We start from the raw sequence: 25,096 nt of genomic DNA on the forward strand, positions 1-25,096 counted from the left end.
GATGAATGACACCAAAGAGCTCCCCGCAAATATGCAGGGCCTGAGCTACAACGATCTGAACGCCATGCTGAACCTCTACGGTCCAGACGGCAAGATCCAATTCGAGGTGGACCGCTACGCAGCCCGCCAGTACTTCTTGGATCACGTGAACAACAACACCGTCTTCTTCCACGACCTGGACGAGAAGCTCGAATACCTGGTGAAGCACGAGTACTACGAGCGTGAAACCCTCGACCAGTACTCGATGAACTTCATCCGCGATCTGTTCAAGCGCGCCTTCGCCAAGAAGTTCCGCTTCGAAACCTTCCTCGGTGCCTTCAAGTTCTACACCTCCTACACGCTGAAGACCTTCGATGGCAAGCGTTACCTGGAGCGCTACGAGGACCGCGTGTGCATGGTTGCCCTGCATCTGGCCCGCGGCGATGAGCAGCTTGCTACGAGCCTGGTCGATGAAATCATCGCCGGCCGCTTCCAGCCCGCAACCCCAACCTTCCTCAACGCCGGCAAGGCGCAGCGCGGCGAACTCGTCTCCTGCTTCCTGCTGCGCATCGAAGACAACATGGAGTCCATCGCCCGCGCGGTGAACTCCTCGCTGCAGCTGTCCAAGCGCGGCGGCGGCGTGGCGCTGTCCCTATCGAACCTGCGTGAGCACGGTGCTCCGATCAAGCAGATCGAGAACCAGTCCTCCGGCGTCATCCCAGTGATGAAGCTTCTTGAAGATTCCTTCTCCTACGCAAACCAGCTTGGTGCACGTCAGGGCGCAGGCGCGGTATACCTCAACGCCCACCACCCGGATATCCACCGTTTCCTGGATACCAAGCGCGAAAACGCCGACGAGAAGATCCGTATCAAGACCCTCTCCCTTGGCGTGGTCATCCCGGATGTCACCTTCGAACTTGCCCGCAAGAACGAAGACATGTATCTCTTCAGCCCGTATGACGTGCAGCGCGTCTACGGCGTGCCGTTCAGCGAAATCTCGGTCTCCGAAAAGTACGAAGAGATGGTCGATGACTCGCGCATCAAGAAGACCAAGATCAGCGCCCGCGAGTTCTTCCAGACTCTGGCGGAGATCCAGTTCGAATCCGGCTACCCGTACATCATGTTCGAGGACACCGTAAACCGGGCGAACCCAATCGAGGGCCGGATCACCATGTCGAACCTCTGCTCGGAAATCCTCCAGGTTTCTTCGGCTTCGGAGTTCGGCGACGACTTGAGCTACTCGAAGGTCGGCAAGGACATCTCCTGCAACCTCGGCTCGATGAACATCGCCAAGGCCATGGACGGCAAGGATATCGCCGGCTCGGTGGACATCGCGATTCGCGCCCTGAGCGCGGTATCGGATATGTCCTACATCGCTTCGGTGCCGTCGATTGCCGATGGCAACAAGAAGTCGCACGCCATCGGCCTGGGCCAGATGAACCTGCACGGCTTCTTGGCCCGCGAGCACATCTACTATGGCTCCGAAGAAGGCATCGACTTCACCAACATCTACTTCTACACGATCCTGTTCCACGCGTTGACCGCATCGAACAAGATCGCCATCGAACGCGGCGAAACCTTCGACAACTTCGAGAACTCGCAGTATGCCTCCGGTGAATTCTTCGACAAGTACACCTCGCAGCAATGGGCTCCGGCCACCGAGCGCGTGCGCGAACTCTTCGACGGAATCCACATTCCTACCCAGGAAGACTGGAATGCGCTGAAGGCTTCGGTCATGGAGCACGGTATCTACAACCAGAACCTCCAGGCCGTTCCGCCGACCGGCTCGATCTCGTACATCAACAACTCGACTTCCTCGATCCACCCGGTCGCCGCGAAGATCGAAATCCGCAAGGAAGGTAAGATTGGCCGCGTTTACTACCCGGCTCCTTACATGAACAACGAGAACATCGATTTCTACGAGGACGCCTACGAAATCGGCTACGAGAAGATCATCGATACCTACGCCGCTGCAACCCAGCACGTGGATCAGGGCCTGTCGCTGACACTGTTCTTCAAGGACACCGTGACCACTCGTGACATCAACAAGGCGCAGATCTACGCATGGCGCAAGGGCATCAAGACCTTGTACTACATCCGCCTGCGCCAGCTTGCGCTGGAAGGTACCGAGGTCGAAGGCTGCGTTTCCTGCATGCTGTAGCAGTAACGCTCTACAATGTGACTCATTCGCTCCTTGACTTGGAAGAGATCCGCAGCAAGGGGCGAATGACCGTTAAAAGAATTTAGGAGCCGTGGTGGTACACGACTCCTAAACCGCCTCGCTTTGCGTGGCATTCCAATAGCAACTGGAGTGTCTGACGATAGCAAGTTTTGTGCATAAAGACCAAACCTTGTGAGCGAGGCGATATAGGAAGCCACTAAAAGGTGTGCTGAATTATCGCCGAGAAATCGGCAGAAAGGAGCCACTTAAATGGCTCAACGAGTGAACCGTAGTTCAAAATCCGGAAAATTTGTCTCCAAAGCCGCTGCTGCTCGCTGGCCCGCGAAAACAACCACGGAACGTGTTGGTAGTGGTACTAAGAACGAAAATACGGTTGCGCGGTCTTCGTCGACTGGCCGATTCGTGCCCAAAGTTGAGTTGAAGACTAATCCTTCTGGGACAATTGCTCAAAAGGTCTAAGATAAACTCGTTGTGGTGAGCCTCCGAGCGGAGGTTCACCACCACGTGCTGTGTATGTCGATGCCACGTGCGATGCGTGGCTTTGGAAGGAATAATGACTGAAAAGCTGAAGCTTTCCGGACACGTCGAGGCTATCAACTGGAACCGTATCCAGGATGATAAAGACGTTGAGGTTTGGAACCGTCTAGTCAATAACTTCTGGCTACCGGAAAAGATTCCGCTGTCCAATGACATTCAGTCTTGGGGAACTCTTACCGCGGCCGAGAAGTTGCTGACCATGCGCGTCTTCACCGGCCTGACCCTGCTTGACACGCTGCAGGGTACCGTCGGCGCAGTTTCGCTGATCCCGGACGCGCTGACCCCACACGAAGAAGCCGTGTACACCAATATCGCCTTCATGGAATCGGTGCACGCAAAGAGCTACTCCTCCATCTTCTCTACCTTGGCTTCCACCAAGGAGATCGATGAGGCATTCCGCTGGTCCACGGAGAATGTGAACCTGCAGAAGAAGGCTCAGATTATCGAGAGCTACTACCATGGCGAAGATCCGCTCAAGCGCAAGATCGCCTCGACGCTACTGGAATCCTTCCTGTTCTACTCGGGCTTCTACCTGCCGATGCACTGGTCCTCGCACGCGAAGCTGACCAACACCGCAGACCTGATCCGCTTGATCATCCGCGATGAGGCCGTTCACGGTTACTACATTGGCTACAAGTTCCAGAAGGGCCTGGAAGGTGCAAGCGAAGAGCGCAAGCAGGAGCTGAAGGACTACACCTTCGAACTCATGTATGAGCTATACGAAAACGAAGTTCAGTACACCCACGATCTCTACGATCCTGTAGGCCTGTCCGAGGACGTCAAGAAGTTCTTGCACTACAACGCCAACAAGGCGCTGATGAACCTGGGCTACGAGGCAATGTTCCCGGCAACCGTCACCGACGTATCGCCAGCTATCCTGTCGGCATTGAGCCCGAATGCCGATGAGAACCACGACTTCTTCTCCGGCTCCGGATCCTCCTACGTGATCGGCAAGGCCGTGAACACCGAAGACGAGGACTGGGACTTCTAAGCGCTTAGTCTCTTCCTGGCAACGGCCCCGTTTCTCAACGGGGCCATTGCCGTACCCGAAGAAATAAGCCCGCGGCCGGCTGCATATCGTGGATACTTGGACAGTAACGGATCCAGTGATGAGCGAACGCGGGGGTGAATGTGCAGATCGAATCAGCATCCAATGATCTGGGCACATTAGACGAGCAGCAAGTGCAACGGATTCGACGCAAATCGATTTCGGTACTTGCGGCCGGACAAATCCTTGGTGGGTTAGGCGGCGGAGCCACCTTGACGCTGGGGTCCTTGCTGATCGTCAGCATCTCGGGTCTGGACTCACTGGCAGGCATGGCCGCCACGATGAATACGCTGGGCGCGGCGCTCATGGCAATTCCGCTGGCGTTGATGGCGCAGAAACACGGCCGACGGATATCCCTCTCGAGCGGTGCAATACTGGCGGCAAGCGGCATCGTGGTCATTATCGCCGCCGCATTCCTCGACTTCTGGCCGCTCTTGATGCTGGGCATGCTGATCCTTGGCACGGGTGCCGCAATGAATCTCCAATCGCGATTCGCCGCCACGGATCTTTCCACGAAGGCCACCCGTGGACGCGATCTTTCGGTAGTCGTCTGGTCAACGACCATCGGTGCGGTCATCGGTCCGAACCTCTTTGAGCCTGGCGAGGTGATTGCCCAGTACATCAACCTTCCGCCCTATACCGGCGGATTCCTGATCGCCATGTGCGCTCAGCTAGCCGGTGCACTGGTCTACTGGATTGGGCTCCGGCCCGACCCGCTGCGAATAGCACAGCGTCAGGCTTTGGGTCGGCCGGATTCCGGGCAGGTCCGCCGCCGTGGATGGCATATATTGCGTACGTCCGTAGCCGCGCGCCGGGCGGTACTCACCGTGGCCCTGTCGCATATGTATATGGTGTCGATGATGTCGATGACCCCGATTCATATGCAGCATCATGGCGCAACGCTCACCTTGATTGGTTTCACCATATCCATGCACGTGGCCGGCATGTACGCCCTGTCGCCGGTCTTCGGGTGGCTGACCGACAAATGCGGTTCACGGGTGATCATTCTGGCGGGGCAGGCGCTACTGATCTCCGCCAGCGTCTTGGTTTGGACCAACTCCGCAGATCATGTGGTTACCACCATGGCCTTGCTTTGTTTGGGCCTGGGCTGGTCCGCCGCAACGGTTGCGGGATCAACCATGATTTCCGGTGCCGTGGGAATCAACGAACGCCCGCAACTGCAAGGTACTTCAGATCTTTGCATGAGCTTGGCCGGGGTGATGGGCGGGCTCTGCGCCGGACCGATTCTAGCCGCCATCGGTTTCCAAGGACTGGCTCTAGTCCTCCTCGCCCTCGCGATGATCATGATCATGCTGAACATCAAGAGGTCCGCGCCGGAGGCTATCCATGAGTAGGAATTAGTGCGAAGGTGAAATTCACGGACACTTGCTGAAGGGATAGCTCGCATGGCACATAGAACTCGATGCATCATCGTTGGCGGTGGCCCGGCCGGCATGGTGGCCGGACTCCTCTTGGCGCGGAGCGGAGTCCCCGTGACGGTATTTGAGAAACATGGGGATTTTCTTCGTGACTTCCGTGGCGATACCATCCACCCATCCACGATGTTGCTGCTTGAGGAACTTGGATTGATGGAAGAGTTTGAAAAGATCGGCTACAGCAAGGTGTCCTGGGCGCAATTTCCCGCACGAGACGGGGCCCGCACCACGGTTCTCGACCTGTCCAAGCTCAACCATCCCTATCCGTTTATCGCGATGGCTCCACAGTGGGACTTCCTGGATCTATTGGCTCGTGCCGGTGAGTCCGAAGCGAATTTTGACCTGCGCATGAATTGCGACGTGACCGACGTGCTCACCATGGGAGAACGCATTGTGGGCGTACGTTATTCGGGGCCCGACGGAATCGGCGAAATGCACGCGCTGTTGACCATCGCGGCCGACGGAAGATGGTCGAAGATCCGCGATGCTGCGGGGATCGCCATTAAAGAGTTCGCCGTGCCAATTGACGTCTGGTGGTTCAAGATCCCCGGAGCATTGAATCTAAAGAATGTATTGTCTCCGGCCTTCACCAGGGACAGATCTTTCGTGCTTATTCCCAGGCACGGGTACGTTCAGACAGCGATGCTCTTGCCGAAGGGGAAAGACGCAGAGCTGCGTGCTCAAGGCACCGGGCCGTGGCACCGGGCGATTGTCGAGGCCGCTCCCGAACTTGAAGAAGGGGTCCCGGCGCTGACACTTCAGGACGCTAAATTACTGGATGTGAAACTCAACCGCGCGATACGGTGGTGGCGCCGCGGGCTGTTGTGCATCGGGGATTCGGCACATGCCATGAGCCCGGTTGGGGGAGTGGGCGTGAACCTGGCGGTTCAGGATGCAGTCGCGGCGGCTCGAATACTTGCCGAGCCGCTCAAAGCCGGAACGATTTCGGATCGGGATGTGGCCGCTGTCCAGAACCGGCGCATCCTCCCGACCATCGTGGTCCAGAGCACCCAGCGGCTGATGCACCTAGGATTGCGGCGGTTGATGAAAACAAGCAATGACGTGCTCTTGCCGGGACCTGTTGCGAGAATCTTGCGTACGTTTCCCAAGCTCACTTCGATTCCAGCCCGGCTTTTGGGGGTAGGAATCCTGCGCGAACGCCCGCCGGAAGCTGCAAAGCGAAATTCAGCGGAACGCTAGGACCCCTAGAAACACCAATGGTGCAGTACCATCCGAAACGGACGGTACTGCACCAAAAGTTTGGCAGTTGCTAAAGCTTAGCGAGCCTGGATGTTGGTTGCCTGTGGGCCCTTTGGACCGGCTTCCAGGGTGTACTCAACGTTCTGGCCCTCTTCGAGGCTACGGAAACCGAAGCTCTGGATTGCGGAGTAGTGTGCGAACACATCTGCCGATCCATCGGAAGGAGCGATGAAGCCGAAGCCCTTTTCAGCGTTGAACCATTTTACGGTGCCAGTAGCCATGTTTTTATTTCCTTATTTATTCATTGGCCACTACGTGACCTTGTTGCCGAGTCGAAATCCGAAACGGAAAATTAGTGGTTACCTCGAGCAGTACTATGTTGGGCGATTTCCATGCCGTCGGTATCAGCGATCGAATGCTGATTTTGCCGATACCGGCCAAAACGGAGGTCGCTACGCACGCTAAATGTCCTTGCGGTCCATAGACATGACTGTGGAATAATGGCCAGAGTCAGTGGAGTAGAATTTGGAAGCCGCATCGTGGAAACGCTGAGAAGCGCCTGGACGAGCTGTAAGCGGTGAAGAAGAGAAGATGAAAATTCGTTTCGATAGGAGTTCGCTAATTCCGAAGAATCGTTGAACCGATTTGCTGCACAGACGATTTGCTTGTCTTGCTACAAATCTAAACTGCTAACATTCGCTGGCGGATGACTCACACCTGCAAACGTCGAGGTAACAAATTAAGCGTACCATCATTTTTCGCCCTTGTCCTACAGCCGGCCTCTCATCGAGGGGTTGGCTGCAGGACAAGGGCACCCAGGGCTACATATCGGAGTACCAGTGATCGAATGGGTTGGCGGGTTCGTCTTCGTCTTCCAGGTCATCGTCTCCGTCAAAGGATCGGCGAATCGAATCGTCGCGGGCACCCCCTTGGAAGGCCGAAGATTCCCCGGGATAATCGGAGTTTTCGCCTAGCCGGACAAATAGTGGACCCGTTGGCAGGACTCCCTGCTCGTACATCTCGTGGTGCACGTGGTTGGTCATTTGCCGCCACGCTCCAGAATCAAATGCCCGGAAACCGTGTCCGGTGAAAGAAATTTGAAAATCAGGCAAATTAGTTTTCACTGCTCCTGGTGCAATCGAGGTTTCCGCGCTTGCCTCGATGCCTGCGTGCATTCTGAATAGCGTCCCCTCCTCCGGGGCGTCCATTGTCTCGATCCAGTACCAGATCTGGTCTTTGACTTCTTCGGCCTCGGCTTCTGGCAAGAGCTTCTCGGCCAGCGCCTTTGTTGCCTGCCTGAGATTCCCGACGCTTCTGGACGCGAGCGGTACCGAAATGCTGAGCAATGCCGAGCGGGGCCCATGCGTAAAGCCGGAGCCGTCAACGTGGGGCGGCATTGGACGGAGGCATCCGCTGAGCATTGGCGGTGGCACCCTGTCGCAAACGATGGTGTGCATCGCCGAATACATCTCGGCAAAACCTGAAAGCTCATCTTCTATGCCCAAGGTTGCTGCAAGCGCACCGTAGGTTTGCAGATCCTTGGTGATCCTGTCTCGCAGTGAGTCTTTCCTGTTTTCGAGGATCGCTTCGTACGAGTCGTCATCGACTTCGTCGATAATGATCCGCTTGATAGCAGCCAAGGGGAGTCCAAGATGCTGATGCTGGCGAATCTGCATCATGGTTTCAAACTGGGCCGAGCTGTACTTTCGGTACCCAGTGAACTGATCGACCCGAGCCGGATTGAGCAGGCCGAGCTTTTCATAGTGGTGAAGCGTCTTCACCGTCACGTTCATTAACGCGGCAAATTCTCCAATGCTGTACTCCATGTTGACATCGTATTGTCTGCCCTTAGGGGAGAGTTCAAGCCGAGAGTCACTTTCTTGCCAATTTTTTCTTGGCCGATTCCATAACTAGATCAGCATTGATGGCGGCGCCTGCCATAGTTCCGGCGGCGGTTGCCAAACCAATCATTGCCCCTAGGCTCGAGGCGTTGCCAGCTGCGAAAACTCCTGGCACGCTTGTGGCTCCCATCTCGTTGACCGAGATGAACTCGCCCATGGGGTTTTGGCTCAAGTGCCCGCCGAGCTGGAGGAACAGTGACGCGTTTGCTTTCATCTGGCTTGCCACCACTACGGCCTGAGCGTCCAGGGTGCTTCCGTTGTTCAAAGCCAAGGACTGCACCTGTCCTTCATCGCTGACGGCTATGTCGGTGACTTGCGCGTCGACGATTTCTATTTCCACTGCGGCGAGCAGTGCGCGGTTTTCTTTTGTCAGCGTTTGCTGCGCATGGTTAACGTAGGTGACAGCGTCGCTGAGCTGGCCAAAGAGCAGGGCCTGATGCGTGCTCATTTCACTGACACCTAAGATGGCGATGCGCTGATCGCGCACCTCCCATCCGTGGCAGTACGGGCAATGCAGGGCCGAGGTTCCCCAGGCTTTTTGCAGTCCTGGGATCTCGGGCAGGGTGTCGGTTAGTCCGGTTGCCAGGAGGATGCGTGCGGCCTGCCATTGCGAGGACTCGGTGGATACTGTGAATCCTTCTTCGAGCGAACCGCTCAGCGACTGAATGCGGGCGGACGCAAACTCGACTCCGTAGTCCCTTGCCTCCGTGCGGCCTAGCTCCAATAGCTCATGTGGGCTGATGCCTTCATGGCCAAGCACATTGTGCGCGTGCGCTGAGACGGCGTTGCGTGGTTTGCCTTCATCGACCACAAGGACTTTGCGCCGGGAACGGGCCAGCGCGATGGCTCCGGCTAGTCCTGCGTTGCCGCCTCCGATGATGATGGCGTCGTATTTTTCCATGATGCTCTCCTTCGCGGGGGTTTTGATTCACTATCCAAACTATCGATACATTGCATTGATCGTGTATGTTTTTGCGTATGACGCAAGAATTGGATTTAGACTCGGTCATTCGACAGCGCATTCGTGCCCTTCGCCAAGGCAAGGGGTGGTCCCTGGAGGCCCTTGCGAACCGGGCCGAACTCAGCGTTTCGACGCTGAGCCGGATCGAAACCGGCAACCGGAGGATCGCCCTGGACCAGCTGGTGCCGATCGCCAAGTCCCTGGGCACCACCTTGGACGAGCTGGTGGCTCCCGCCGACGGGAAAGGCGTGATCATCGGCCCCGAACCGATCGCTGTGCCGGGAATGACGATGTGGAAATTATCGGATGACGACGCGGTCAACGGGGTGGTGGTCACGAAGATCCGCTACGACCCGCAGCAGCAGGTGGTCCCAACGGAGGACAGGGTCCACCCGGGCAAGGAATGGTTCACCGTGCTCTCCGGCGAAGTGCAGCTCCGGCTCGGCGAACGAGTCTTTCACGTGAAAGCCGGGCAAGCGGCACAATTCGACACCATGACACCGCACTCGATTCGTGCCCTCGGCGGTATCGCCGAGGTGCTGAGCATGATGGACAGCGCCGGCACCCGCGCGCACCATCACGACGGGCATTGAGTCTAAGCCGCATCGCGGACCAAGTTTGGCTAGGCTGTGATCAAGAACCATTTAGCTTGCAGATCGGGAGATCGATTCATGACACACCAGCTCGAAGAAGAACTGGACAAGATCCTTGCCAACGGCGACTTCTACTTTGAAGAGCTGGGAGAAGGGCACTATCGGTCTTCCTGGCATACCCAGGGAGCGTGGAATCCTCACGAACAGCATATGGCGCCGGCTTCGGGGATCTTGACGCATGCCTTGGAGAACTTCCAGCCTCGCGATGACATGCGCATCGCCCGGTTGAGCTTCGAAATTCACGGGCTGATCCACGCCGGTGAATTCGAGGTCACCACGCGGATGATTCGCCCAGGCCGAACCATCGAACTGATCGAAGCCGAAATGACGGCCAAGGGGCGCACCAGCATCGTCGCCAGAGCCTGGCGAGTGATCACCGCAGACTCAACCGCGGTTGCGGGAACTGAAGATGCCGAAGTACCGGGTCCAGAGGACAGCGAACCGCAGAATATTTCCGCGCAGTGGCCCGGTGGGTACATTCGTTCCATCGAATTCCGCGCCGCTCCCGGCCGCCGCCCGGGTAAGGGCATCGCCTGGTTGCGGACCCCTTATGCGCTGCTAGATGGTGTGCAGGCCTCGCGATTGGCAAGTTTGATCGGGCTGGTGGATACCGCGAATGGCGTGGTGCCCCGCGTCGAGCCCGGCGATGGCAGCTGGATGTTCCCGAACCTGGATCTGCAGATCCACATGTACCGTGCGCCCGAAGGAGAATGGCTCGGCCTCGAGGTGCAGCAGAGCTACGGCACCGACGGCATTGGCCTGACCTCCACCGTGCTGCACGATGCCAGCGGACCCTTTGGCCGCGCCGAACAGATACTGACCGTGCGTCAGCTCTGATCTTGGATAGCCGCTAATTCGGCCAATAGCTTCTTCAGCTGCGCCTTGGGCATGATGGTGAAGCCCTTGGCACGGTAGGTTTCGCGATCTGCACCGTGGGCGCGGAACAGCGCATAGCCGCGCTTGACCAAAAACAGCACCGGCTTGCGGCGCTCGGATACGTCACGGATGAAGCGGCGGACCGTGGTCAGCAGCGCTGGTTCGTCCACATAGTAGGCCTGAACATTGATTCCCTCGGCGCGCAATGGTTCCAGCACCTCGGAGAGGAAAATTCCTTCGGCGATAATCGGCCCGCCGGTTCCATGCACTTCGCGATGCCCGCTGTAGCTGGAGGTAGCGATCGAATAATTCGGCACCTGCGTGCGGCCTTGGCGCAGCAGCTCATCAACCGCGTTCAGGGCAGCGTGCTGATTCCATGTATGCGGATGGTCCCAATCGATTTCGCCGTATCCGGTGCGCGGGAACGTTTCTGGGTGCCCGTCTTCGCTGATCTGCCGGTAGAACTCGTCCAGCGGAAGGTGCGGATTGCCGAAACGGTTGGCAAGGTATGACTTGCCAGAACCGGATGGACCGCCGAGCAGGATCACTGGGGTGGAAGAATTAGGCACCAGATTATTATCACGCAGAACCTCGCGGAACCCGAATTCTGAGCCTCTCATCACAGCCCCCGAGGGATCTTTTGAGGCATGGTGAACCGGCGTACGAAGCGGACTGAATTAGACTCTGAACATGACCCTTTGGAATCCCGAATCGAGCGCGCCGCTGTCCTACCAGTTTGAGGAAGCCAGCGGGGATCCCGAAGCTGACTTGGAACGCGGGGTTCAGCTGCTACGCGAGGTGCAGGCCGGTACGCGCGGCCCGCTGCTGCGTTTCTATCGGCCGGATCCAACGCTGGCCTTTGGCCAACGCGACGTCCGCCTGCCCGGGTTTCAGCGTGCGGCCGAGGCGGCCGAGGCGCGCGGCTTTGCCCCCTTGGTGCGCAAGGCCGGGGGACGGGCAGCGGCCTATCACCGCGGCACGTTGATCGTGGATCATATCGAACCGCATGCCGAAGCGATTATCGGACAGCAGCAACGCTTTAAGGTTTTTGCCGACCTCTACGCCCGAGCCTTCCGCCGGCTCAAGATTGACGCGCACGTGGGGCCGATCCCCGGCGAATACTGCCCCGGGGACTACTCGGTCCACGGGCTCCCCTCCGCTGGGTCACGCAGCGAGGTCCCGGTAAAACTTATCGGTACCGCGCAACGGGTGATCTCCGGGGCCTGGCTGTTCAGCAGCGTCTTTGTCATCGAGGATTCCGCCCCGCTGCGTACGGTGCTCGACACCGTGTACCGGGCGATGGAAATCCCCATGGAGCCCTCCACCGTGGGCGCCGGCGACGATCTGGTCTCCTCGGTCACCGTCGAAAGCTTTATCGAGGCATTGCTCGCCGTCTACCGGGAGCACACCGAATTGCTGGAGGCCTAGCCGCCAAGGGAGCGGAGCAACAAGTGAAGCCCGGCGCTTTTTCCCAAGAGGGAAAAGCGCCGGGCTTCGAATGTTCAGTGCGGTCTACCCCAGGGCCTTAGGCGCCGACGCGCTCGACGACTTCTTCGATGCGCGGGTTGGTGGCCGCAGTGCCATCGGGGAAGATCAGGGTCGGCACGGTCTGATTGCCGCCGTTGAAGGACTCCACGATCTCGGCGGTGCCTTCGACATCTTCGATATTTACCTCCGTGTACGCCACGCCCTTCTGATCCATCAGCCGCTTGAGGTTGCGGCAGTAGCCGCACCAGCTGGTGGTGAACATGGTGACCCCGCCCGCAGCAGGAACATACTTCTCAAGATTTAATTCGTTGCTCATACCTCATGCAACCACGTGAGCTATCGATTTGTTCCACATTTCGCCCGCGGGCCAGAAGAATTCTATGGCGCACTAGTTGTCCGCACCGAAGTGCCGGGCGCGGACTACACTGGTGCCCACCGGATAGGTTCGAAGAGAGGCGAAAATCATGTGCGGACGCTACGTCATGGCCAAGGCGATCGGCGACCTCGTCGCGGAGGCCGAAGCCGAGGCGGATGACAACCTCCAGCTGCGCCACTCATGGAACGTCGCCCCCACCACGGATGTGCCGATCGTGCTCGAGCGGCTGATCGACGATGCCCTGCACCGCCAGGTCCACGTGGCCCGGTGGGGACTCGTTCCCGGCTGGGCCAAGGAACTCTCGGTGGGGGTGCGCGCCTTCAACGCCCGCAGCGAGACCGCGGCCAGCAAACCGACCTTCCGGGCGGCGGTCAAAAAGCGTCGCGCAGCCGTCCCGATGCAGGGGTACTACGAGTGGAAGAAGGAAGGCAGCAAGAAGCGGCCATTCTTTGTGCACCGCGCGGATGGGAAGCTGATGTTCTTCGCCGGACTCTACGAATGGTGGAAGGACGAAAACGGTGACTGGATCCTCTCCACCTCGATCCTCACCATGGATTCACCCTCCGCCGAGGAACCCGGGGTGCTCGGCGAGCTTGCCGGGCTGCATGACCGGCTGCCGATCCCGCTGGACCCGGAGATGCTTTCCCGCTGGCTGAACCCGAGCGAAGCCGACGGCGAGGGGCTGATCGAAGAGGTCCGCGCTCAGGCCTACGATGTGGCCTCCACCTGGAGCCTGTACGAAGTGGACCCCGCGGTAGGCAACGTGCGCAACGATTCGGCAGAGCTGATCGAAGAGCACAAGTCGCTGTTCTAGCCCTGGCCCCGCCGCGCGGCACGCCGACCGAGCGACAGCCCGGCACCGGCACCCAGCATCGCGAAGCCGAACCCCAAGGCGAACTTTCCGAAAATCGCTGCGGCGCTCGCCGAGATCTGCCCATGGAGCTCAGCGGTGCTCAGCGGAGCGTAGGCGAACCAGCCAAAGGTTTTCACCTGGACGCTATCCCACCACAGCAGGCCACCGCCGGCGAGCAGCAGCAGCACACCGAGGCCGAGCGGGATCCAGGGTGCCATCCGGCCGAGCCGGGTGCCCCGGGAGAGCAGAAAGCCGCAGCCCACCCCGCAACCGGCGAGCCCGAGGCCAAGCAGAAGCTGTCCCAGCAGCATGGTGGCGCTGGGTCCGAAGTAAAACGTATCCTCGCGCAACGACACATAGGACCCGGAATAGATCGTCACCATCTGCTGGCCGTCCCACCAGAGCAGTGCGCTGCCCGCGAGCAGCAGGAGAATTCCGAGGCCGAAGGATAGCGCGGGGATCTTGCGCGGTGTTGGAGCTGTAGGTTCTGGCATGGGAACCATCTTTCCACGTCCGGCCAATTACCGCTTGTCTCTGGAGTTAAAAACTGCCGGCCAGCTTGGAAGCTGGCCGGCAGTCAAGGAAGGCTGCGCGGTTTAGTGCCCGCGCGCGATCCATTCTTCAAGATTCGGCGCCTCGGCGCCGATGGTGGTGGCATCTCCGTGGCCGGTGTGCACCACGGTCTGCTCGGGCAAGACGAACAGCTTGGTGCGGATCGAGTCGATAATCGTCTCGAAGCTGGAGTAGCTGCGCCCGGTAGCCCCCGGACCGCCGTGGAACAGCGTGTCGCCGCTGAACAGCACACCCAGGTCCTCGGCGTAGAAGCAGGTGGAACCCGGGGAGTGGCCCGGGGTATGCAGCGCGGTCAGCGTCGTTTCACCGATGGTGAAGGTATCGCCCTCCTGGATTTCGGCATCGACCTTGCGCTCGGGATAAACGTTCTCCCAGAGCATCGTATCGGCCGGGTTCAGGTACAGAGGCGCCTCGACCGCATCGGAGAATTCGACCGCGGCGCGGATGTGGTCGTCGTGCCCGTGGGTGAGCAAGACGGCCATCACCTCGCGGTCGCCAACCTGCTCGAGGATCTTCTCCACGTCATGCGCCGGGTCGATCACCATGACCTCGGACTCATTGCCGATGATCCAGACGTTGTTATCGACCTCCCAGGTGCCGCCGTCCAGGGAGAAGGTGCCCGAGGTGACGACGTTCTCGATCTGCGCACTCATTAAAGCTCCACCACCGAACGCAGCACGGTGCCCTCGTGCATCTTGTCGAAGGCCGCCTCGATCTCGTCCAGCTTGATGCGCTCGGTGACGAAGGCATCCAGATCCAACCGGCCCTGCTTGTACTGCTCAACGAGCATCGGGAAGTCGCGCGAAGGCAGGCAGTCGCCGTACCAGGAGGACTTCAGCGAGCCGCCGTGGCCGAAGACGTCCAGCAGCGGCAGTTCCAGCTTCATCTCCGGGGTCGGCACCCCGACCAGCACCACGCGGCCGGCAAGGTCGCGGGCGTAGAAGGCCTGCTTGTAGGTTTCCGGGCGGCCCACCGCGTCGATGACCACGTCGGCGCCGAAGCCGCCGGTCAGTTCCTTGATCGCTTCGATCGGATCGGCCTTCGAGGAATCGACGGTGTGGGTGGCGCCGAGCTGCGTGGCGGTCTCCAGCTTCGTCGGGTTCAGGTCCACGGCGATGATGGTGGTCGCTCCGGCCAGCTTGGCGCCGGCGATCGCTGCCACGCCCACGCCGCCGCAGCCGATGACCGCTACGGACTCGCCGCGCTTGACCTCACCGGTGTTCATGGCCGCACCGATGCCGGCCATCACGCCGCAGCCGAGCAGGCCCACGGCGGCGGCGTCTGCGTCCTCGTCCACCTTGGTGCACTGCCCGGCGGCTACCAGGGTCTTCTGGGCGAAGGATCCGATGCCCAGCGCTGGGGAAAGCTCGGTGCCGTCCTCCAAAGTCATCTTCTGGGTGGCGTTCGCGGTATTGAAGCAGTACTGCGCCTGCCCCTTGGCGCAGGCGCGGCACTGGCCGCAGACCGCACGCCAGTTCAGGATTACCCGGTCGCCTACGACCACATTGGTGACGTTCTCACCGATCTGGCTGACTACCGCGGTGGACTCGTGGCCCAGCAGGTACGGGTAGTCGTTGCCGATGCCGCCGAGCTTGTAGTGCAGATCGGTGTGGCAGACGCCGGCGGTCAGTACATCGACGATGACCTCTCCGGGTCCCGGGTCCGGAACGATGATATCGACGACCTCTACCGGGGCGTCTTTGGCGCGGGAAATAACGGCTTTGACCTTATGCGGCATGGATTTGCTCCTGAGTTTAATTGTTCGTGTGTCTTGATGCTATCGGTGTGCTCCAAGCTAATCGAGTATTCGGGACACAGTGACGTGAGAAGTTTCGCGCGCGGCGTAGTCGGGGGCACCGACCGCGCTGCGCTCGGCCATGGCCATGCGGCGGATCAGGCCGTAATGAGGAGCAGAAGTGATCCGGCCGCGGAGCCTGCTGCACGCAGCACATTAACCCGGTGCCAGCGGGGCCGATAGCGCGCCCACGGTAGCGTTGCGCGCTGCAGGGCACGGTTCAAGGGAACACTGAGGAAGATGGTGAGCAGGGCGCCGGACAGCACCAGTGCCGAGCCCAGTGCAGGGACCAGGAGGCCTTGCGCTAAGGCGTATGCAGTGTAGCCGAGACTGCCGACGAGGCTAAGGAAAAATAAGCTGAGAAACGCGGGCCGTTCGGCGTGCTGGTTCACCGAGATCATGAAGTCTCCGGCTGCCGAATCCTGGACCGAGGCCAAGGCCGGGAGGACCGTCAGTGCGAAGGCAGCATAAAAACCTGCAACAATCCCGGAGCTGGTAATAGTTGTTATGAGCAATGTGGCCGCTAGCCATTCGGGGATCATGCCACCGCCCCTGGCCGGGGTGTGAGAGCTGAGAAGGGAGCCGTTTTCCTGTGCATGGTACTCATTCAAGCGCACGGATCGCAGATGCAGAATGTTTGAAACTCGACAAAACATGCGTCATCGTCCAATCTGAGGGAGTGACCGCTCAACATGCCTTTCCTGCGGGGCCGCGTGCCCGTGACGGCTTCATCCTGCGCATGAGCATGGCAGGGAACTGGCAAGTCGAAGTCCAAGATCGCTGCGCGTTGACAATCCTGGCGGTGCGTACCGGATCTTGCGCGGTGCAGCGAGGCGAAGCAACGATCCAAGCTGAACCGGGAAACCTAGTGGTCATTCACGGGACGGCGCCTTATCGGGTGCTTGCGGACAGCACGCAGCCGCGTGCCGCCGCCGTTGAAACATACCTCATTGGACCAGGCCAGCAATGCCTCGGCCCTGCGGCGCAGCCGGTCACTGAGACGCTGCGCCACGGCGTCCGCTCGTGGGGTAACGCCCGCGACGGGGCGGACCAATTGCTGGTCTGCACCTTCACCACAACCAGTGCGATTACCGACCTGATCTGCGAGGGGCGAGCGCTATGCCTGATAGATGATGCAGCGCTCTGGAATTGGGCTGAGCTGCTGCACCTTGAAGCCGAGCGGCAAGGACCTGTGCAGTCGTTGGTCTTGGATCGGCTTTTGGATATCCTCGCGCTCCAAGTGCTGCAGCAAATGCCGGGGGCCGGCATGGTCCCAGGTGCAAAACCGGGGATTGCAGCCGCGGTGGGGGCAATGTGGTCCGCTCCGGCGGAGCCCTGGAGTGTGGCACTGCTCGCCAGGATCGCTGCCATGTCCCGTTCGGCCTTTTCCGCGGCGTTTCATGAAGCCATGGGAATGCCACCGGTTGGATACCTCACCCGGTTGCGTTTGGCGCTGGCTTGGGATGCCCTGCAGAACACCAATTCTTCATTGGGGCAGATAGCCGGTGAGGTCGGCTATTCCTCCGCTTTTGCCCTGAGCGCTGCCATTCGTCGAGTCTATTCGGCAAGTCCCTCTGAAATTCGGATGCTCCGAAGGAACGGTTGAACCCTCCGCCGGCTCAACCGTTCCTCACGCTGTGCAACGTCAAGGTACGCCACTTGGCGGCGTGAACCACGGGCCAACGAACGTGGAGTTCCATCCCGGTCGGCCGGCTCTCATTTTAGGTAATAGGCCAGCGGCCGCAAATGGTTTCGGCCCGGTAGCCAACTTCGTCTCAGAGCTTTCCTTGCCCTGGATTTGCGTGCTTCAGGGCGCGGACCCGCGTAGCGCCAGAGCCCTAGGCATGGACGGGGCTGTGATACTTCCCCGGCGCTAAACTGTCCGTCGAGCTGACTAGCGTAACTGTTGTTAGAACACGTATTCGAATAAGATTGAGTCAGTAGGGTTGAAGGAGTTGCACGTGGGCATTTTTACCGAGTCGATCCAGGTTTCCTGCGCCCCAAGCGGGGTGCCGTTGCGGGTTTCCTGGCAGGGGTGCGAATATCGGCTGGTCGCCGAGCCGCAACGGTGGTTCGAACGCCGCAAATGGTGGGACGAAAACCTGCGCATACCCCGCGGAATCGGCGCCGGACTAGCGGATTACGAGATCTGGCGGCTGGAGATCACCCGAGCGGCGGGCCGCGGCCCCACGCGGAGCATCGACGTCAGCTTCGACCCGCAATCCACGCGCTGGCGGCTGATCAGGGTGAATCAGGAGTTGCCAATCAGCGCCTGACCGGGCATAAATGCACATCTTTCGAAACTTTGTTCTAATGGTATTCCTACGCTGTTTCGAAGGATCCGCCCATGAGCTTCACCCACCTGAACGTCACCTCCTCCTATAGCGCGCACTATGGCGTCTCCAGCCCGCCCCAGCTGGCGGCCGCCGCCCGCGCGCAGGGAGCCGAGGCGCTGGCGCTCACCGACCGAGACGGGCTCTTCGGCGCGGTCAAGCATGTCGGAGCCTGCCTCGCCGAGGGGCTGCGCCCGATCCTCGGAGTGAACCTCGCGGTACTTGACGGCCAGGGAAAACCCGCCGGACGCATCATCCTGCTCGCCCGCGGAAACACCCAAGGACGCGGATACGCCGCGCTGTGCCGCGCGGTCTCCGCGGCGCACCAGAACCCGCGCGGAATCATCGGGCTGAGCCAAGCCGACCTGGCGCAGCGGCTGGCCGGCGGGCAACTGGTGCTGCTGCTCGGTGCCGAATCCGACGTGTCGCGGGCCATCGAGCGCGGCAAGTACTCCCAGGCCCGGGCGCTGATGGCCCACTGGAAGAAGCTGGCCGGCGGGCAGTTGCGCGCAGAAATCACCACCCACCTCTCCGCTCCCGGCAAGCGCTACAGCCTGGGCTTCGCCAGCAAGCTGCTGCGCTTCGCCGCGGAGCTCGGCGTCGCCCCGGTGCTCAGCAACGCGGTGCGCTATGCCGATGCCGATGGGGCGGTCACCGCCGACATCCTCGACTCGGCCCGGGTGCTGGGCAGGCTCAGCGCCTTGGAAGAGCTGCAGCCCACCGGGCAGGGATGGCTGAAAACCCCGGCCCAGATGCACCAGCTGGCCCAAGATCTCTCCCGGGTGACCGAACGCGCCTGGGCCTATAGGCTCCTGCGCAATACCGAGCAGCTCTCCGACTGGGCGGCGCTGGATGCGCATACGGATCTTGGCTGGAAGCAGCCGGTGATCCCCGAAGCGAAAATCATCGGCTTGCACCGTCCGGCCCAGCAGGAACTGACCGAACGAGTTTTCGCCGCCGCACCGCGTCTGCTGCCGAACACCAAGCGCAGCGAGATCGAAAAGCAGCTGGCTCTGGAGCTGGGGGTGATCGAAAGGCTGGACTTCGCCGGCTACTTCCTCACCGTCGCCGAAACCGTCAACCTGATCACCGGCATGGGCGTGCGGGTGGCCGCCCGCGGCTCCGGAGCCTCCTCCCTGGTCAACTACCTGCTGGGGATCAGCCAGGTCAACCCGCTGCAGCACGACCTGGTCTTCGAACGCTTCCTCTCCGATACCCGCACCACCTTGCCGGATATCGACATCGACGTGGAATCCGCGCGCCGCCACGAGATCTATCACAAGATCTTCGACACCTATGGGGAGGAGCGCGTAAGCCTGATGAGCATGCAAAACGCCTACCGGGCACGCGGCGCCGTCCGCGACGCCGGAGCCGCCCTCGGCCTGGAGCAGGAACAGGTCGACGAGATCGCCAAGCAGCTCTGGCGCTTCTCCGCCTCCTCCTTCCGCGAGGCGCTGGAGGAAAAGCCGGAACTCGCCCCCTTGGCCAAGCGCATCACCTCCGACGGGCAGCTGGACATCCTCATCGACGCGACCGAACGCCTGGACCGGCTGCCGCGGCATATCTCCATGCACCCCTGCGGGGTGATCCTCTCCGACGCGAGCCTGCTGGACCGCACCCCGGTGCAACCCTCCGGGATGGGGCTGCCCATGAGCCAGTACGACAAGCACGATATGGACCTGATGGGGCTGATCAAGCTCGACGTGCTCGGGGTGCGCATGCAATCGGCCATCGCCTACACGCTAGCGGAGATCAAGCGCCTGCATCCCTCCCGGCAGTCGGTCGCCCGCGCCGGGGGACACCGGCAGCCGGAGTACATCGAAGCGGACGGGCAGATCGACTTCGCCCGCGTTCCGCTGGATGACCCGATCACCTACGAGCTGATCCGCTCCACCCACACCCTGGGCTGCTTCCAAATCGAATCCCCGGGCCAACGCGAACTGATCGGCAAGCTCGCCCCCACCGAATTCAACGACCTCATCATCGACATCTCGCTCTTCCGCCCCGGACCCATGCAATCGAATATGGTCAAGCCCTACCTGGAGCACCGCCACGGTTTTGCTCCCGAGCAGTTCCTGCACCCGGATTTGAAGCCCGCGCTCGCCGAAACCCATGGGGTCACCGTCTTCCACGAACAGGTGCTGCGCATGCTCCATGTGATGACCGGCTGCACCCTGGGGATGGCAGATGTCTACCGGCGGCATCTGGGCAACCCGGCCCAGGAACCCGCGGTCGAAAAATTCTTCCGCACCAACGCTGCGCGAAAGGGCTACGCGCCGGAGATCATCGACAAGGTCTGGAAGGTGCTCGCAGGCTTCGGCTCCTTCGGCTTCTGCAAGGCCCATGGGGCGGCCTTCGCCGTACCCACCTACCATTCGGCCTGGCTGAAGGCGCACCATCCCGAGGCGTTCCTCGCCGGCATCTGGGAGCACGACCCGGGCATGTACCCCAAACGCCTGCTGGTCTCCGAGGCGCGCCGGATGAACATTCCCATCCTCCCGCTGGACGTCAACCTCTCCACCGGCCATTACCGAGTCGAACGCGTCTTCGAACATGCCGTGCGCGGCACCCCGATCGTCCCGCGCGCCGCCGGAACCATCCGCCCCGGCCAATACGGCATCCGCCTGGCCTTCCGCGACATCCACCAGCTGAGCGAACGCGAGGTCACCCGGCTGGTCGCCGGGCAACCCTATGACAGCCTCGCGGACGTCCGCCAACGCGCCGGCCTGTCCCGGCGCAGCTACCAGAACCTTGCGGCGCTCGGCGTCTTCGATTCGCTCCTTGCCGGCACCAGCAGGGCGGACACCATCGCCCACACCCAATCCATGGCGCACGCCAGCATCCCGGCCAAATACCGGCCCGGCCCCGGACAGCTCGCCCTGCCGCTGGGCGCCATTGAGCACATCAAGGCCACCGGCGCCCAGCTGAGCACCGAAGAGGTAGTGCGCACCGAACTGGACCTGCTGCACCTGGACGTGAGCGAGCACCTGATCACCTCTTACCGCACACGCCTGGCCCACCTGCCGATCACCCAGGCGGTGGAACTGCTGCACCTGCGCAACGGCGCCGAGGTGCTGGTGGCCGGGGTGCGCATCGCGACGCAGACCCCGCCGATGCGCGGAGGCAAGCGGGTGGTCTTCATCTCGATCGACGACGGGTCAGGCTGCGTGGATGCCACCTTCTTCGATGACACCCAGCAGCGCACCGGACCGCTGCTTTTCTCCACGCGCATGCTGCTGATCCACGGCATCACCCGGCGCACCGGCCCGCGCGGCATCTCCCTGCAGGCGCTGAACGCCTGGGACCTGCACGCTCCGGAGACGCTGCCGGGCGCCGGGTACCTGGAATCGGCGGCCCGCCCGAAACCCAGCTACCGGCCCAAGCTCGGCCAAGGCGCCGCGGAAGGGCAGAGCGTGGGCGAACTGGCCAAGCGGATGGACGCCGAGGGGCTGGACCAGCGCGGGGCTTAGGATCATTGCATGAGCACCAGTCCAGACAACCGGCCGCGGCGCCTGCGAACGGAAATTCCCAAGCCGCTGGATCCGGCCCTGGTGGCAAGCCTGAGCGCGGCGGACCTCGGGCTGCGCCGCGGAGTCGTTGCCCTGGCTGCGCCGTCGCCGCGCTGGGCCGAGGCCTTCACCGGCGTGGCGAACGTCTTGAACGCGACCCGGCCCGCAGGTATCGGGGCCATCGAGCATATCGGCTCGACCGCCGTTCCCGGGCTCGCCGCCAAGCCGATCCTCGACCTCGCCATCGGGTTCGCGGCGGAGGCAAATCTAGACCGCATCCATCCGTGGTTGCTGGGCCTGGGCTTTCTCTGCCTCGGCGAAAAGGACGCCAGCCGTCCGGATTTGATGTATGGATTCGAAATCGAACCGGGAATCCGGCTGGTCAACGCACACGTCATCGAGCACGGATCACCCGAATGGACCGGCTACCTGGCCTTCCGGAACTATCTGCGAACGCACGCAACCGAACGCGACGCCTATGGCGCGCTCAAGCGGAGCGTGGCGTTGCAGAACCCCGGGGACCGCATCGGCTACCTCGCCGGCAAGGCGCAGTTCATCCATACGCGGCGCTCGCACTGAAGAAAACGGGCCAGCAAGCAAACCGCAGCCGCTATACCGAAGTCACATGCCCGTCTGCACCAATGACGAACGACGGATTATGCACAAAATCCCAACGGAACCCGTCCGGATCGGCCACGCAGGCACTCATCCCGCCCCACGGCTGCACCGTCGGCTCGGACACCGAGCTAGCCCCGGCATCCAGCGCTCGCCGGTAGTGATGTTCGACCTCGGTATCGGAGCGCACATTGTGGCCCAGGGATACCGGGGGAGCCTTCTCGCCGTGGCCGATGTTGCCGTATTCGCTGGGCATCTGCGAGACATCCCACAGCGCGAGCATCAGTCCGTGCCCGGCGCGGACGAACGCGATCTCCGGGTGGGCTGGCTGGACCAGCTCGAACCCCAGTCCCTCGGTATAGAACCTTGTTGAAGCACCGACATCGCGCACGCCGAGGGTGATTGCGCTGATGGTCGGTGGGGCCGACTTGTTCATGGCTCAAGCCTAGGTCCAGAAGGATCCAAACGGTAGAGGTTCTGCACCCCTGGCGCCTACAGGTAGTTCCACTGCTCGGTCGGCGGCAGCGGGCGATGGGTGGTGTGCGGCTGCTGGCCGTAGGGATCGGGGAAACGTCCATGGTGCGCGCGGGCCAGTCGTTTGCCGCCGCGCGCCGCACCGGTGCCGCGGGACCCGTCGCCGGCGTTGGCGTCCACCGGCGCCTCGGCGCTGCGCTGCCGCTTATCCGCCGTCGTTGCCAGCTGGACTTCATTCCACTGCCCGGTGCCGGGGATGCCGCGAATCAGCGGGGAGCACCACGCGCCCAGTGCGGCGAGCATCACCAGCGTGCCGAAGAAGATCAGCGTGGGTCCCATGCCCAGCCACTGGATGCCGATACCGGCGCACAATGGCGCCAGCGGCAGGGCCGAGAGCGCCATGAAGGTCACCAGCGCGCTGGCCCGACCGGCCATCTCTGCCGGGATCACCGCCATGAAGTACCCTCCGGCTCCGGCATTCAGCGCCGGCACGCTGAGGAAGGACAGCGCCAGCATCGCTCCCATCCACCACAGGCTGGAGCCGAACCCCATGAGCAGGCTGCCCAGCCCCAGGGTTGTGAGGCAGAGGCAGGTCAATGGGCCGGTGCGGAAACGGTCGATCAGCCCGGTAGCCAGCAACGAGCCGAGCAGCATGCCCACGCCCATGCACGTGGAGACCAGTCCAATCACCCACGGCGCCTCGCCGCGCTGCTGCAAACCATAAATCAGCGTGGTGGCAATGCCGTTGGTGCCCAGGTTGACCACGACTATCAATAAGAGCAGGGTCCGCAGCTGGGGCCGGGCGAAGCACCAGCGCATCCCCGGCAGCACTCCGCCGGCGATGCGCTCGGCGGGTTGCTTCGAGGCGCCGGGCATGCTGCGGGCGCTGCGCAGCGGGGCGGCGAGCATCCGCCCGGCCACCGCCGAGATGAGCTGCAGGACGCTGACCAGAAGCAAGGTGAGGCCCGCGCCGAAGCTCAGGAGCATCCCGGCCAGCGGCGCCGAGGCCAGGGTCAGCGTCGCATCGCGGCCCTGGTTTGCCGCCATCGCACGGCCCAATTGCCCGGGGTGCACCGCATCCTTCAACGCGGCGTTGCTGGCGCTCGAGAAGTATCCCGAGCGCAGCTCCATCAGCACATGAGCCACGCAGAGGAGCAATGCTCCGAGGGTTCCGGTCCAGGCCGCCACCGCCAACGCCCCGGAGAGCGCCGCGCCGGTCAATCCGCCGAGCACGATCATCCGCGTCCGCTCGGCCCGGTCCGCCATCGCTCCGCCGGCCATGGTCAGGCTCGTGCGGGCGAGCAGCCCCAGCGCCGCCAGCGCTCCGGCTTGGGCGGGGGAGCCGGTGGCCGCGAGCAGCAGCAGGGGGAGGGCGAATTGGTAGATGCCGCCGGCCAGCAGGGCCGAGGTGTCCGCGGCCCACCAGCGCCGGTAGGCAGGTTGGGAGGAAAGCCGGGGAAGCCGAGTGGCCTCGGGCGCAACGGCGGGTAGATCCGGAGCTGGGGTGAGCGTCATGAATCAACCATAAGTCCGCAAATAATATTGCGCAATAGAACTTGCGCAATTTAAATTGGGGAATTGCTATGCTGTGCTCATGAGCCACAACGAGCCGCCGGTCACATTCACTACGCCCATGCTCAAAGCCATCGCCAACCCCCTGCGGCGGCAGATTCTCGACACGCTTTCTGCCATGGAAACTGCTCGTGCGGCAGATCTGGCGCTCACCCTGGGGATTCCGGCAAATAAGGTCAGCTTCCACCTGCGCGAGCTGGCCAAAGCCGAGATGATCGTCGAAGTCCCCGAGCTGGCTCGCGACAAGCGCGATCGCGTGTGGAAGCCCGCGGCCCGCGGGTACACCACCGGCGAGGTAGGGGAGCGGCCGGAAGATCAAACCGGAACCGCCATGGATGCATATCTGGGGCAGGTCATCCACGATGAGCAGCGGCGCCTCCAGGCTGCCTTGCGCCATGCCGAACAGCACTATCGGGGGCAGCAGCCCGGGCCGGTCAAGGCGCAGATGCAAACGAGCAACCTCATGCTTACCCAGGATGAAATGCAAGCGCTCATCCGCCGGATGGAAGAGGTGGTCCCGGCCTTCCGCGAGGACTTGAAGAGCGGCAAGATCGCCAGCGCCCAGCCGGTGGAATCACGCCAGGTGTGGCATGTCATGAGCCTGTTCACCGAGGAGTCCTTGTTGAATGAGTCATATGGCGAGGATCAAACGCCGTAAAACCTGTAGTGAAAGCACGCTATGTCGGCGACCTGAACTAAACTGGATGATGGCTGGCTGTGGCCAAGGTATGCCAC

24 protein-coding genes are annotated in these 25,096 nt (G+C 61.5%); 13 read left to right on the forward strand and 11 right to left on the reverse strand.

From position 1 onward, the window contains the following. The first annotated feature begins 1 nt into the window (after window position 1). From nrdE to ACT3UQ_RS01475, 4 genes are all read left to right on the forward strand, one after another. Complete coding sequence (gene nrdE / locus ACT3UQ_RS01460; RefSeq protein ID WP_105552204.1) at window positions 2–2,140, forward strand: class 1b ribonucleoside-diphosphate reductase subunit alpha; 2,139 nt, start codon at window positions 2–4, stop codon at window positions 2,138–2,140. Window positions 2,141–2,714: 574 nt separating this feature from the next. Then, window positions 2,715–3,689, forward strand: coding sequence for a class 1b ribonucleoside-diphosphate reductase subunit beta (gene nrdF / locus ACT3UQ_RS01465; RefSeq protein WP_105649083.1), 975 nt, complete (start codon window positions 2,715–2,717; stop codon window positions 3,687–3,689). 140 nt (window positions 3,690–3,829) lie between these two features. Continuing rightward, window positions 3,830–5,101, forward strand: coding sequence for an MFS transporter (locus tag ACT3UQ_RS01470; RefSeq protein WP_105649255.1), 1,272 nt, complete (start codon window positions 3,830–3,832; stop codon window positions 5,099–5,101). Between the two features lie 51 nt (window positions 5,102–5,152). Continuing rightward, a complete protein-coding gene (locus tag ACT3UQ_RS01475) occupies window positions 5,153–6,382 on the forward strand; it encodes an FAD-dependent oxidoreductase (RefSeq protein ID WP_105649084.1) in 1,230 nt (409 codons plus the stop codon). A 77-nt stretch (window positions 6,383–6,459) separates the two neighbouring features. Here ACT3UQ_RS01475 and ACT3UQ_RS01480 read toward each other — a convergent pair whose 3' ends face one another. The 3 genes from ACT3UQ_RS01480 to ACT3UQ_RS01490 all read right to left on the reverse strand — a co-directional run bounded on the left by ACT3UQ_RS01480 (window position 6,460) and on the right by ACT3UQ_RS01490 (window position 9,184). Next, on the reverse strand, window positions 6,460–6,663 hold the full coding sequence (locus tag ACT3UQ_RS01480; RefSeq protein WP_096254701.1) for a cold-shock protein: 204 nt from the start codon (window positions 6,661–6,663) through the stop codon (window positions 6,460–6,462). A gap of 540 nt (window positions 6,664–7,203) precedes the next feature. Further along, window positions 7,204–8,208, reverse strand: coding sequence for a MerR family transcriptional regulator (locus ACT3UQ_RS01485; RefSeq protein ID WP_105649085.1), 1,005 nt, complete (start codon window positions 8,206–8,208; stop codon window positions 7,204–7,206). Between the two features lie 46 nt (window positions 8,209–8,254). Beyond that, complete coding sequence (locus ACT3UQ_RS01490; protein WP_105649086.1) at window positions 8,255–9,184, reverse strand: NAD(P)/FAD-dependent oxidoreductase; 930 nt, start codon at window positions 9,182–9,184, stop codon at window positions 8,255–8,257. A 77-nt stretch (window positions 9,185–9,261) separates the two neighbouring features. Between ACT3UQ_RS01490 and ACT3UQ_RS01495 the strand changes: the two genes are divergently transcribed. Beyond that, window positions 9,262–9,837: a helix-turn-helix domain-containing protein gene (locus ACT3UQ_RS01495; protein WP_105569013.1), complete on the forward strand. Its 576-nt coding sequence runs from the start codon at window positions 9,262–9,264 to the stop codon at window positions 9,835–9,837. 78 nt (window positions 9,838–9,915) lie between these two features. Next, on the forward strand, window positions 9,916–10,734 hold the full coding sequence (locus ACT3UQ_RS01500) for a thioesterase family protein (RefSeq protein WP_105552199.1): 819 nt from the start codon (window positions 9,916–9,918) through the stop codon (window positions 10,732–10,734). Here the strand turns inward: ACT3UQ_RS01500 and ACT3UQ_RS01505 are convergent. Continuing rightward, a complete protein-coding gene (locus tag ACT3UQ_RS01505) occupies window positions 10,725–11,342 on the reverse strand; it encodes a uridine kinase family protein (protein WP_258133452.1) in 618 nt (205 codons plus the stop codon). The two genes, ACT3UQ_RS01500 and ACT3UQ_RS01505, sit on opposite strands and share 10 nt — an antisense overlap. 121 nt (window positions 11,343–11,463) lie before the next feature. Between ACT3UQ_RS01505 and ACT3UQ_RS01510 the strand changes: the two genes are divergently transcribed. Further along, a complete protein-coding gene (locus tag ACT3UQ_RS01510) occupies window positions 11,464–12,201 on the forward strand; it encodes a lipoate--protein ligase family protein (RefSeq protein WP_444636384.1) in 738 nt (245 codons plus the stop codon). 97 nt (window positions 12,202–12,298) lie between these two features. Here ACT3UQ_RS01510 and ACT3UQ_RS01515 read toward each other — a convergent pair whose 3' ends face one another. After that, window positions 12,299–12,577: a glutaredoxin domain-containing protein gene (locus ACT3UQ_RS01515; protein WP_096284893.1), complete on the reverse strand. Its 279-nt coding sequence runs from the start codon at window positions 12,575–12,577 to the stop codon at window positions 12,299–12,301. A gap of 148 nt (window positions 12,578–12,725) precedes the next feature. Between ACT3UQ_RS01515 and ACT3UQ_RS01520 the strand changes: the two genes are divergently transcribed. Then, window positions 12,726–13,451: an SOS response-associated peptidase gene (locus tag ACT3UQ_RS01520; RefSeq protein ID WP_444636386.1), complete on the forward strand. Its 726-nt coding sequence runs from the start codon at window positions 12,726–12,728 to the stop codon at window positions 13,449–13,451. On the opposite strand, the gene ACT3UQ_RS01525 is transcribed toward ACT3UQ_RS01520, so the two are convergent. The 4 genes from ACT3UQ_RS01525 to ACT3UQ_RS01540 form a co-directional block, all read right to left on the reverse strand. After that, window positions 13,448–13,984: a hypothetical protein gene (locus tag ACT3UQ_RS01525; RefSeq protein ID WP_444636387.1), complete on the reverse strand. Its 537-nt coding sequence runs from the start codon at window positions 13,982–13,984 to the stop codon at window positions 13,448–13,450. The two genes, ACT3UQ_RS01520 and ACT3UQ_RS01525, sit on opposite strands and share 4 nt — an antisense overlap. A 102-nt stretch (window positions 13,985–14,086) precedes the next feature. Further along, on the reverse strand, window positions 14,087–14,716 hold the full coding sequence (locus ACT3UQ_RS01530; protein WP_444636388.1) for an MBL fold metallo-hydrolase: 630 nt from the start codon (window positions 14,714–14,716) through the stop codon (window positions 14,087–14,089). Beyond that, window positions 14,716–15,801, reverse strand: coding sequence for an S-(hydroxymethyl)mycothiol dehydrogenase (locus ACT3UQ_RS01535; RefSeq protein ID WP_444636389.1), 1,086 nt, complete (start codon window positions 15,799–15,801; stop codon window positions 14,716–14,718). The genes ACT3UQ_RS01530 and ACT3UQ_RS01535 overlap by 1 nt, the downstream gene beginning before the upstream one ends. A 155-nt stretch (window positions 15,802–15,956) precedes the next feature. Then, complete coding sequence (locus ACT3UQ_RS01540) at window positions 15,957–16,400, reverse strand: DUF1772 domain-containing protein (RefSeq protein WP_105569019.1); 444 nt, start codon at window positions 16,398–16,400, stop codon at window positions 15,957–15,959. 137 nt (window positions 16,401–16,537) lie between these two features. Here ACT3UQ_RS01540 and ACT3UQ_RS01545 point away from each other — a divergent pair, with 137 nt between their 5' ends. The 4 genes from ACT3UQ_RS01545 (at window position 16,538) to ACT3UQ_RS01560 (ending at window position 22,279) form a co-directional block, all read left to right on the forward strand. Then, window positions 16,538–17,464 carry an AraC family transcriptional regulator gene (locus tag ACT3UQ_RS01545; RefSeq protein WP_444636390.1) on the forward strand — a complete coding sequence of 309 codons (927 nt, stop codon included), beginning with the start codon at window positions 16,538–16,540 and terminating at the stop codon, window positions 17,462–17,464. Between the two features lie 355 nt (window positions 17,465–17,819). Then, the gene (locus ACT3UQ_RS01550) at window positions 17,820–18,134 is read left to right on the forward strand and encodes a DUF6504 family protein (protein WP_105552190.1); all 315 of its coding nucleotides are present in this window, start codon (window positions 17,820–17,822) and stop codon (window positions 18,132–18,134) included. A gap of 71 nt (window positions 18,135–18,205) precedes the next feature. Further along, entirely contained in the window at window positions 18,206–21,661 is a 3,456-nt protein-coding gene (locus tag ACT3UQ_RS01555) for a DNA polymerase III subunit alpha (RefSeq protein ID WP_444636391.1), read from the forward strand. A gap of 9 nt (window positions 21,662–21,670) precedes the next feature. Then, window positions 21,671–22,279 carry a GrpB family protein gene (locus ACT3UQ_RS01560; RefSeq protein ID WP_444636392.1) on the forward strand — a complete coding sequence of 203 codons (609 nt, stop codon included), beginning with the start codon at window positions 21,671–21,673 and terminating at the stop codon, window positions 22,277–22,279. 31 nt (window positions 22,280–22,310) lie between these two features. Here the strand turns inward: ACT3UQ_RS01560 and ACT3UQ_RS01565 are convergent, their stop codons facing one another. Both ACT3UQ_RS01565 and ACT3UQ_RS01570 read right to left on the reverse strand, forming a co-directional pair. Further along, window positions 22,311–22,751, reverse strand: a complete 441-nt coding sequence (locus ACT3UQ_RS01565) for a VOC family protein (RefSeq protein ID WP_096284872.1) — start codon at window positions 22,749–22,751, stop codon at window positions 22,311–22,313. Between the two features lie 56 nt (window positions 22,752–22,807). Further along, entirely contained in the window at window positions 22,808–24,304 is a 1,497-nt protein-coding gene (locus ACT3UQ_RS01570; protein WP_444636393.1) for an MFS transporter, read from the reverse strand. A 79-nt stretch (window positions 24,305–24,383) separates the two neighbouring features. Between ACT3UQ_RS01570 and ACT3UQ_RS01575 the strand changes: the two genes are divergently transcribed. Next, window positions 24,384–25,019 carry a helix-turn-helix domain-containing protein gene (locus ACT3UQ_RS01575; RefSeq protein WP_444636394.1) on the forward strand — a complete coding sequence of 212 codons (636 nt, stop codon included), beginning with the start codon at window positions 24,384–24,386 and terminating at the stop codon, window positions 25,017–25,019. The last annotated feature ends 77 nt before the right edge of the window (window positions 25,020–25,096 follow it).

The organism is Glutamicibacter sp. AOP12-B1-11 (genome assembly GCF_052379245.1).
In the GTDB taxonomy this organism is placed as follows: Bacteria; Actinomycetota; Actinomycetes; order Actinomycetales; family Micrococcaceae; genus Glutamicibacter.

What these genes read in the sequence shown, in the direction of transcription:
- ACT3UQ_RS01510 (WP_444636384.1), top strand. Translation starts at nt 11,464, where the DNA reads ATGACCCTTTGGAATCCCGAATCGAGCGCGCCGCTGTCCTACCAGTTT.
- ACT3UQ_RS01525 (WP_444636387.1), bottom strand. Translation starts at nt 13,984, where the DNA reads ATGCCAGAACCTACAGCTCCAACACCGCGCAAGATCCCCGCGCTATCC.
- ACT3UQ_RS01520 (WP_444636386.1), top strand. Translation starts at nt 12,726, where the DNA reads ATGTGCGGACGCTACGTCATGGCCAAGGCGATCGGCGACCTCGTCGCG.
- ACT3UQ_RS01490 (WP_105649086.1), bottom strand. Translation starts at nt 9,184, where the DNA reads ATGGAAAAATACGACGCCATCATCATCGGAGGCGGCAACGCAGGACTA.
- ACT3UQ_RS01495 (WP_105569013.1), top strand. Translation starts at nt 9,262, where the DNA reads ATGACGCAAGAATTGGATTTAGACTCGGTCATTCGACAGCGCATTCGT.
- ACT3UQ_RS01515 (WP_096284893.1), bottom strand. Translation starts at nt 12,577, where the DNA reads ATGAGCAACGAATTAAATCTTGAGAAGTATGTTCCTGCTGCGGGCGGG.
- ACT3UQ_RS01560 (WP_444636392.1), top strand. Translation starts at nt 21,671, where the DNA reads ATGAGCACCAGTCCAGACAACCGGCCGCGGCGCCTGCGAACGGAAATT.
- ACT3UQ_RS01530 (WP_444636388.1), bottom strand. Translation starts at nt 14,716, where the DNA reads ATGAGTGCGCAGATCGAGAACGTCGTCACCTCGGGCACCTTCTCCCTG.
- nrdE (WP_105552204.1), top strand. Translation starts at nt 2, where the DNA reads ATGAATGACACCAAAGAGCTCCCCGCAAATATGCAGGGCCTGAGCTAC.
- ACT3UQ_RS01555 (WP_444636391.1), top strand. Translation starts at nt 18,206, where the DNA reads ATGAGCTTCACCCACCTGAACGTCACCTCCTCCTATAGCGCGCACTAT.
- ACT3UQ_RS01540 (WP_105569019.1), bottom strand. Translation starts at nt 16,400, where the DNA reads ATGATCCCCGAATGGCTAGCGGCCACATTGCTCATAACAACTATTACC.
- ACT3UQ_RS01570 (WP_444636393.1), bottom strand. Translation starts at nt 24,304, where the DNA reads ATGACGCTCACCCCAGCTCCGGATCTACCCGCCGTTGCGCCCGAGGCC.
- ACT3UQ_RS01480 (WP_096254701.1), bottom strand. Translation starts at nt 6,663, where the DNA reads ATGGCTACTGGCACCGTAAAATGGTTCAACGCTGAAAAGGGCTTCGGC.
- ACT3UQ_RS01500 (WP_105552199.1), top strand. Translation starts at nt 9,916, where the DNA reads ATGACACACCAGCTCGAAGAAGAACTGGACAAGATCCTTGCCAACGGC.
- nrdF (WP_105649083.1), top strand. Translation starts at nt 2,715, where the DNA reads ATGACTGAAAAGCTGAAGCTTTCCGGACACGTCGAGGCTATCAACTGG.
- ACT3UQ_RS01565 (WP_096284872.1), bottom strand. Translation starts at nt 22,751, where the DNA reads ATGAACAAGTCGGCCCCACCGACCATCAGCGCAATCACCCTCGGCGTG.
- ACT3UQ_RS01485 (WP_105649085.1), bottom strand. Translation starts at nt 8,208, where the DNA reads ATGGAGTACAGCATTGGAGAATTTGCCGCGTTAATGAACGTGACGGTG.
- ACT3UQ_RS01575 (WP_444636394.1), top strand. Translation starts at nt 24,384, where the DNA reads ATGAGCCACAACGAGCCGCCGGTCACATTCACTACGCCCATGCTCAAA.
- ACT3UQ_RS01475 (WP_105649084.1), top strand. Translation starts at nt 5,153, where the DNA reads ATGGCACATAGAACTCGATGCATCATCGTTGGCGGTGGCCCGGCCGGC.
- ACT3UQ_RS01535 (WP_444636389.1), bottom strand. Translation starts at nt 15,801, where the DNA reads ATGCCGCATAAGGTCAAAGCCGTTATTTCCCGCGCCAAAGACGCCCCG.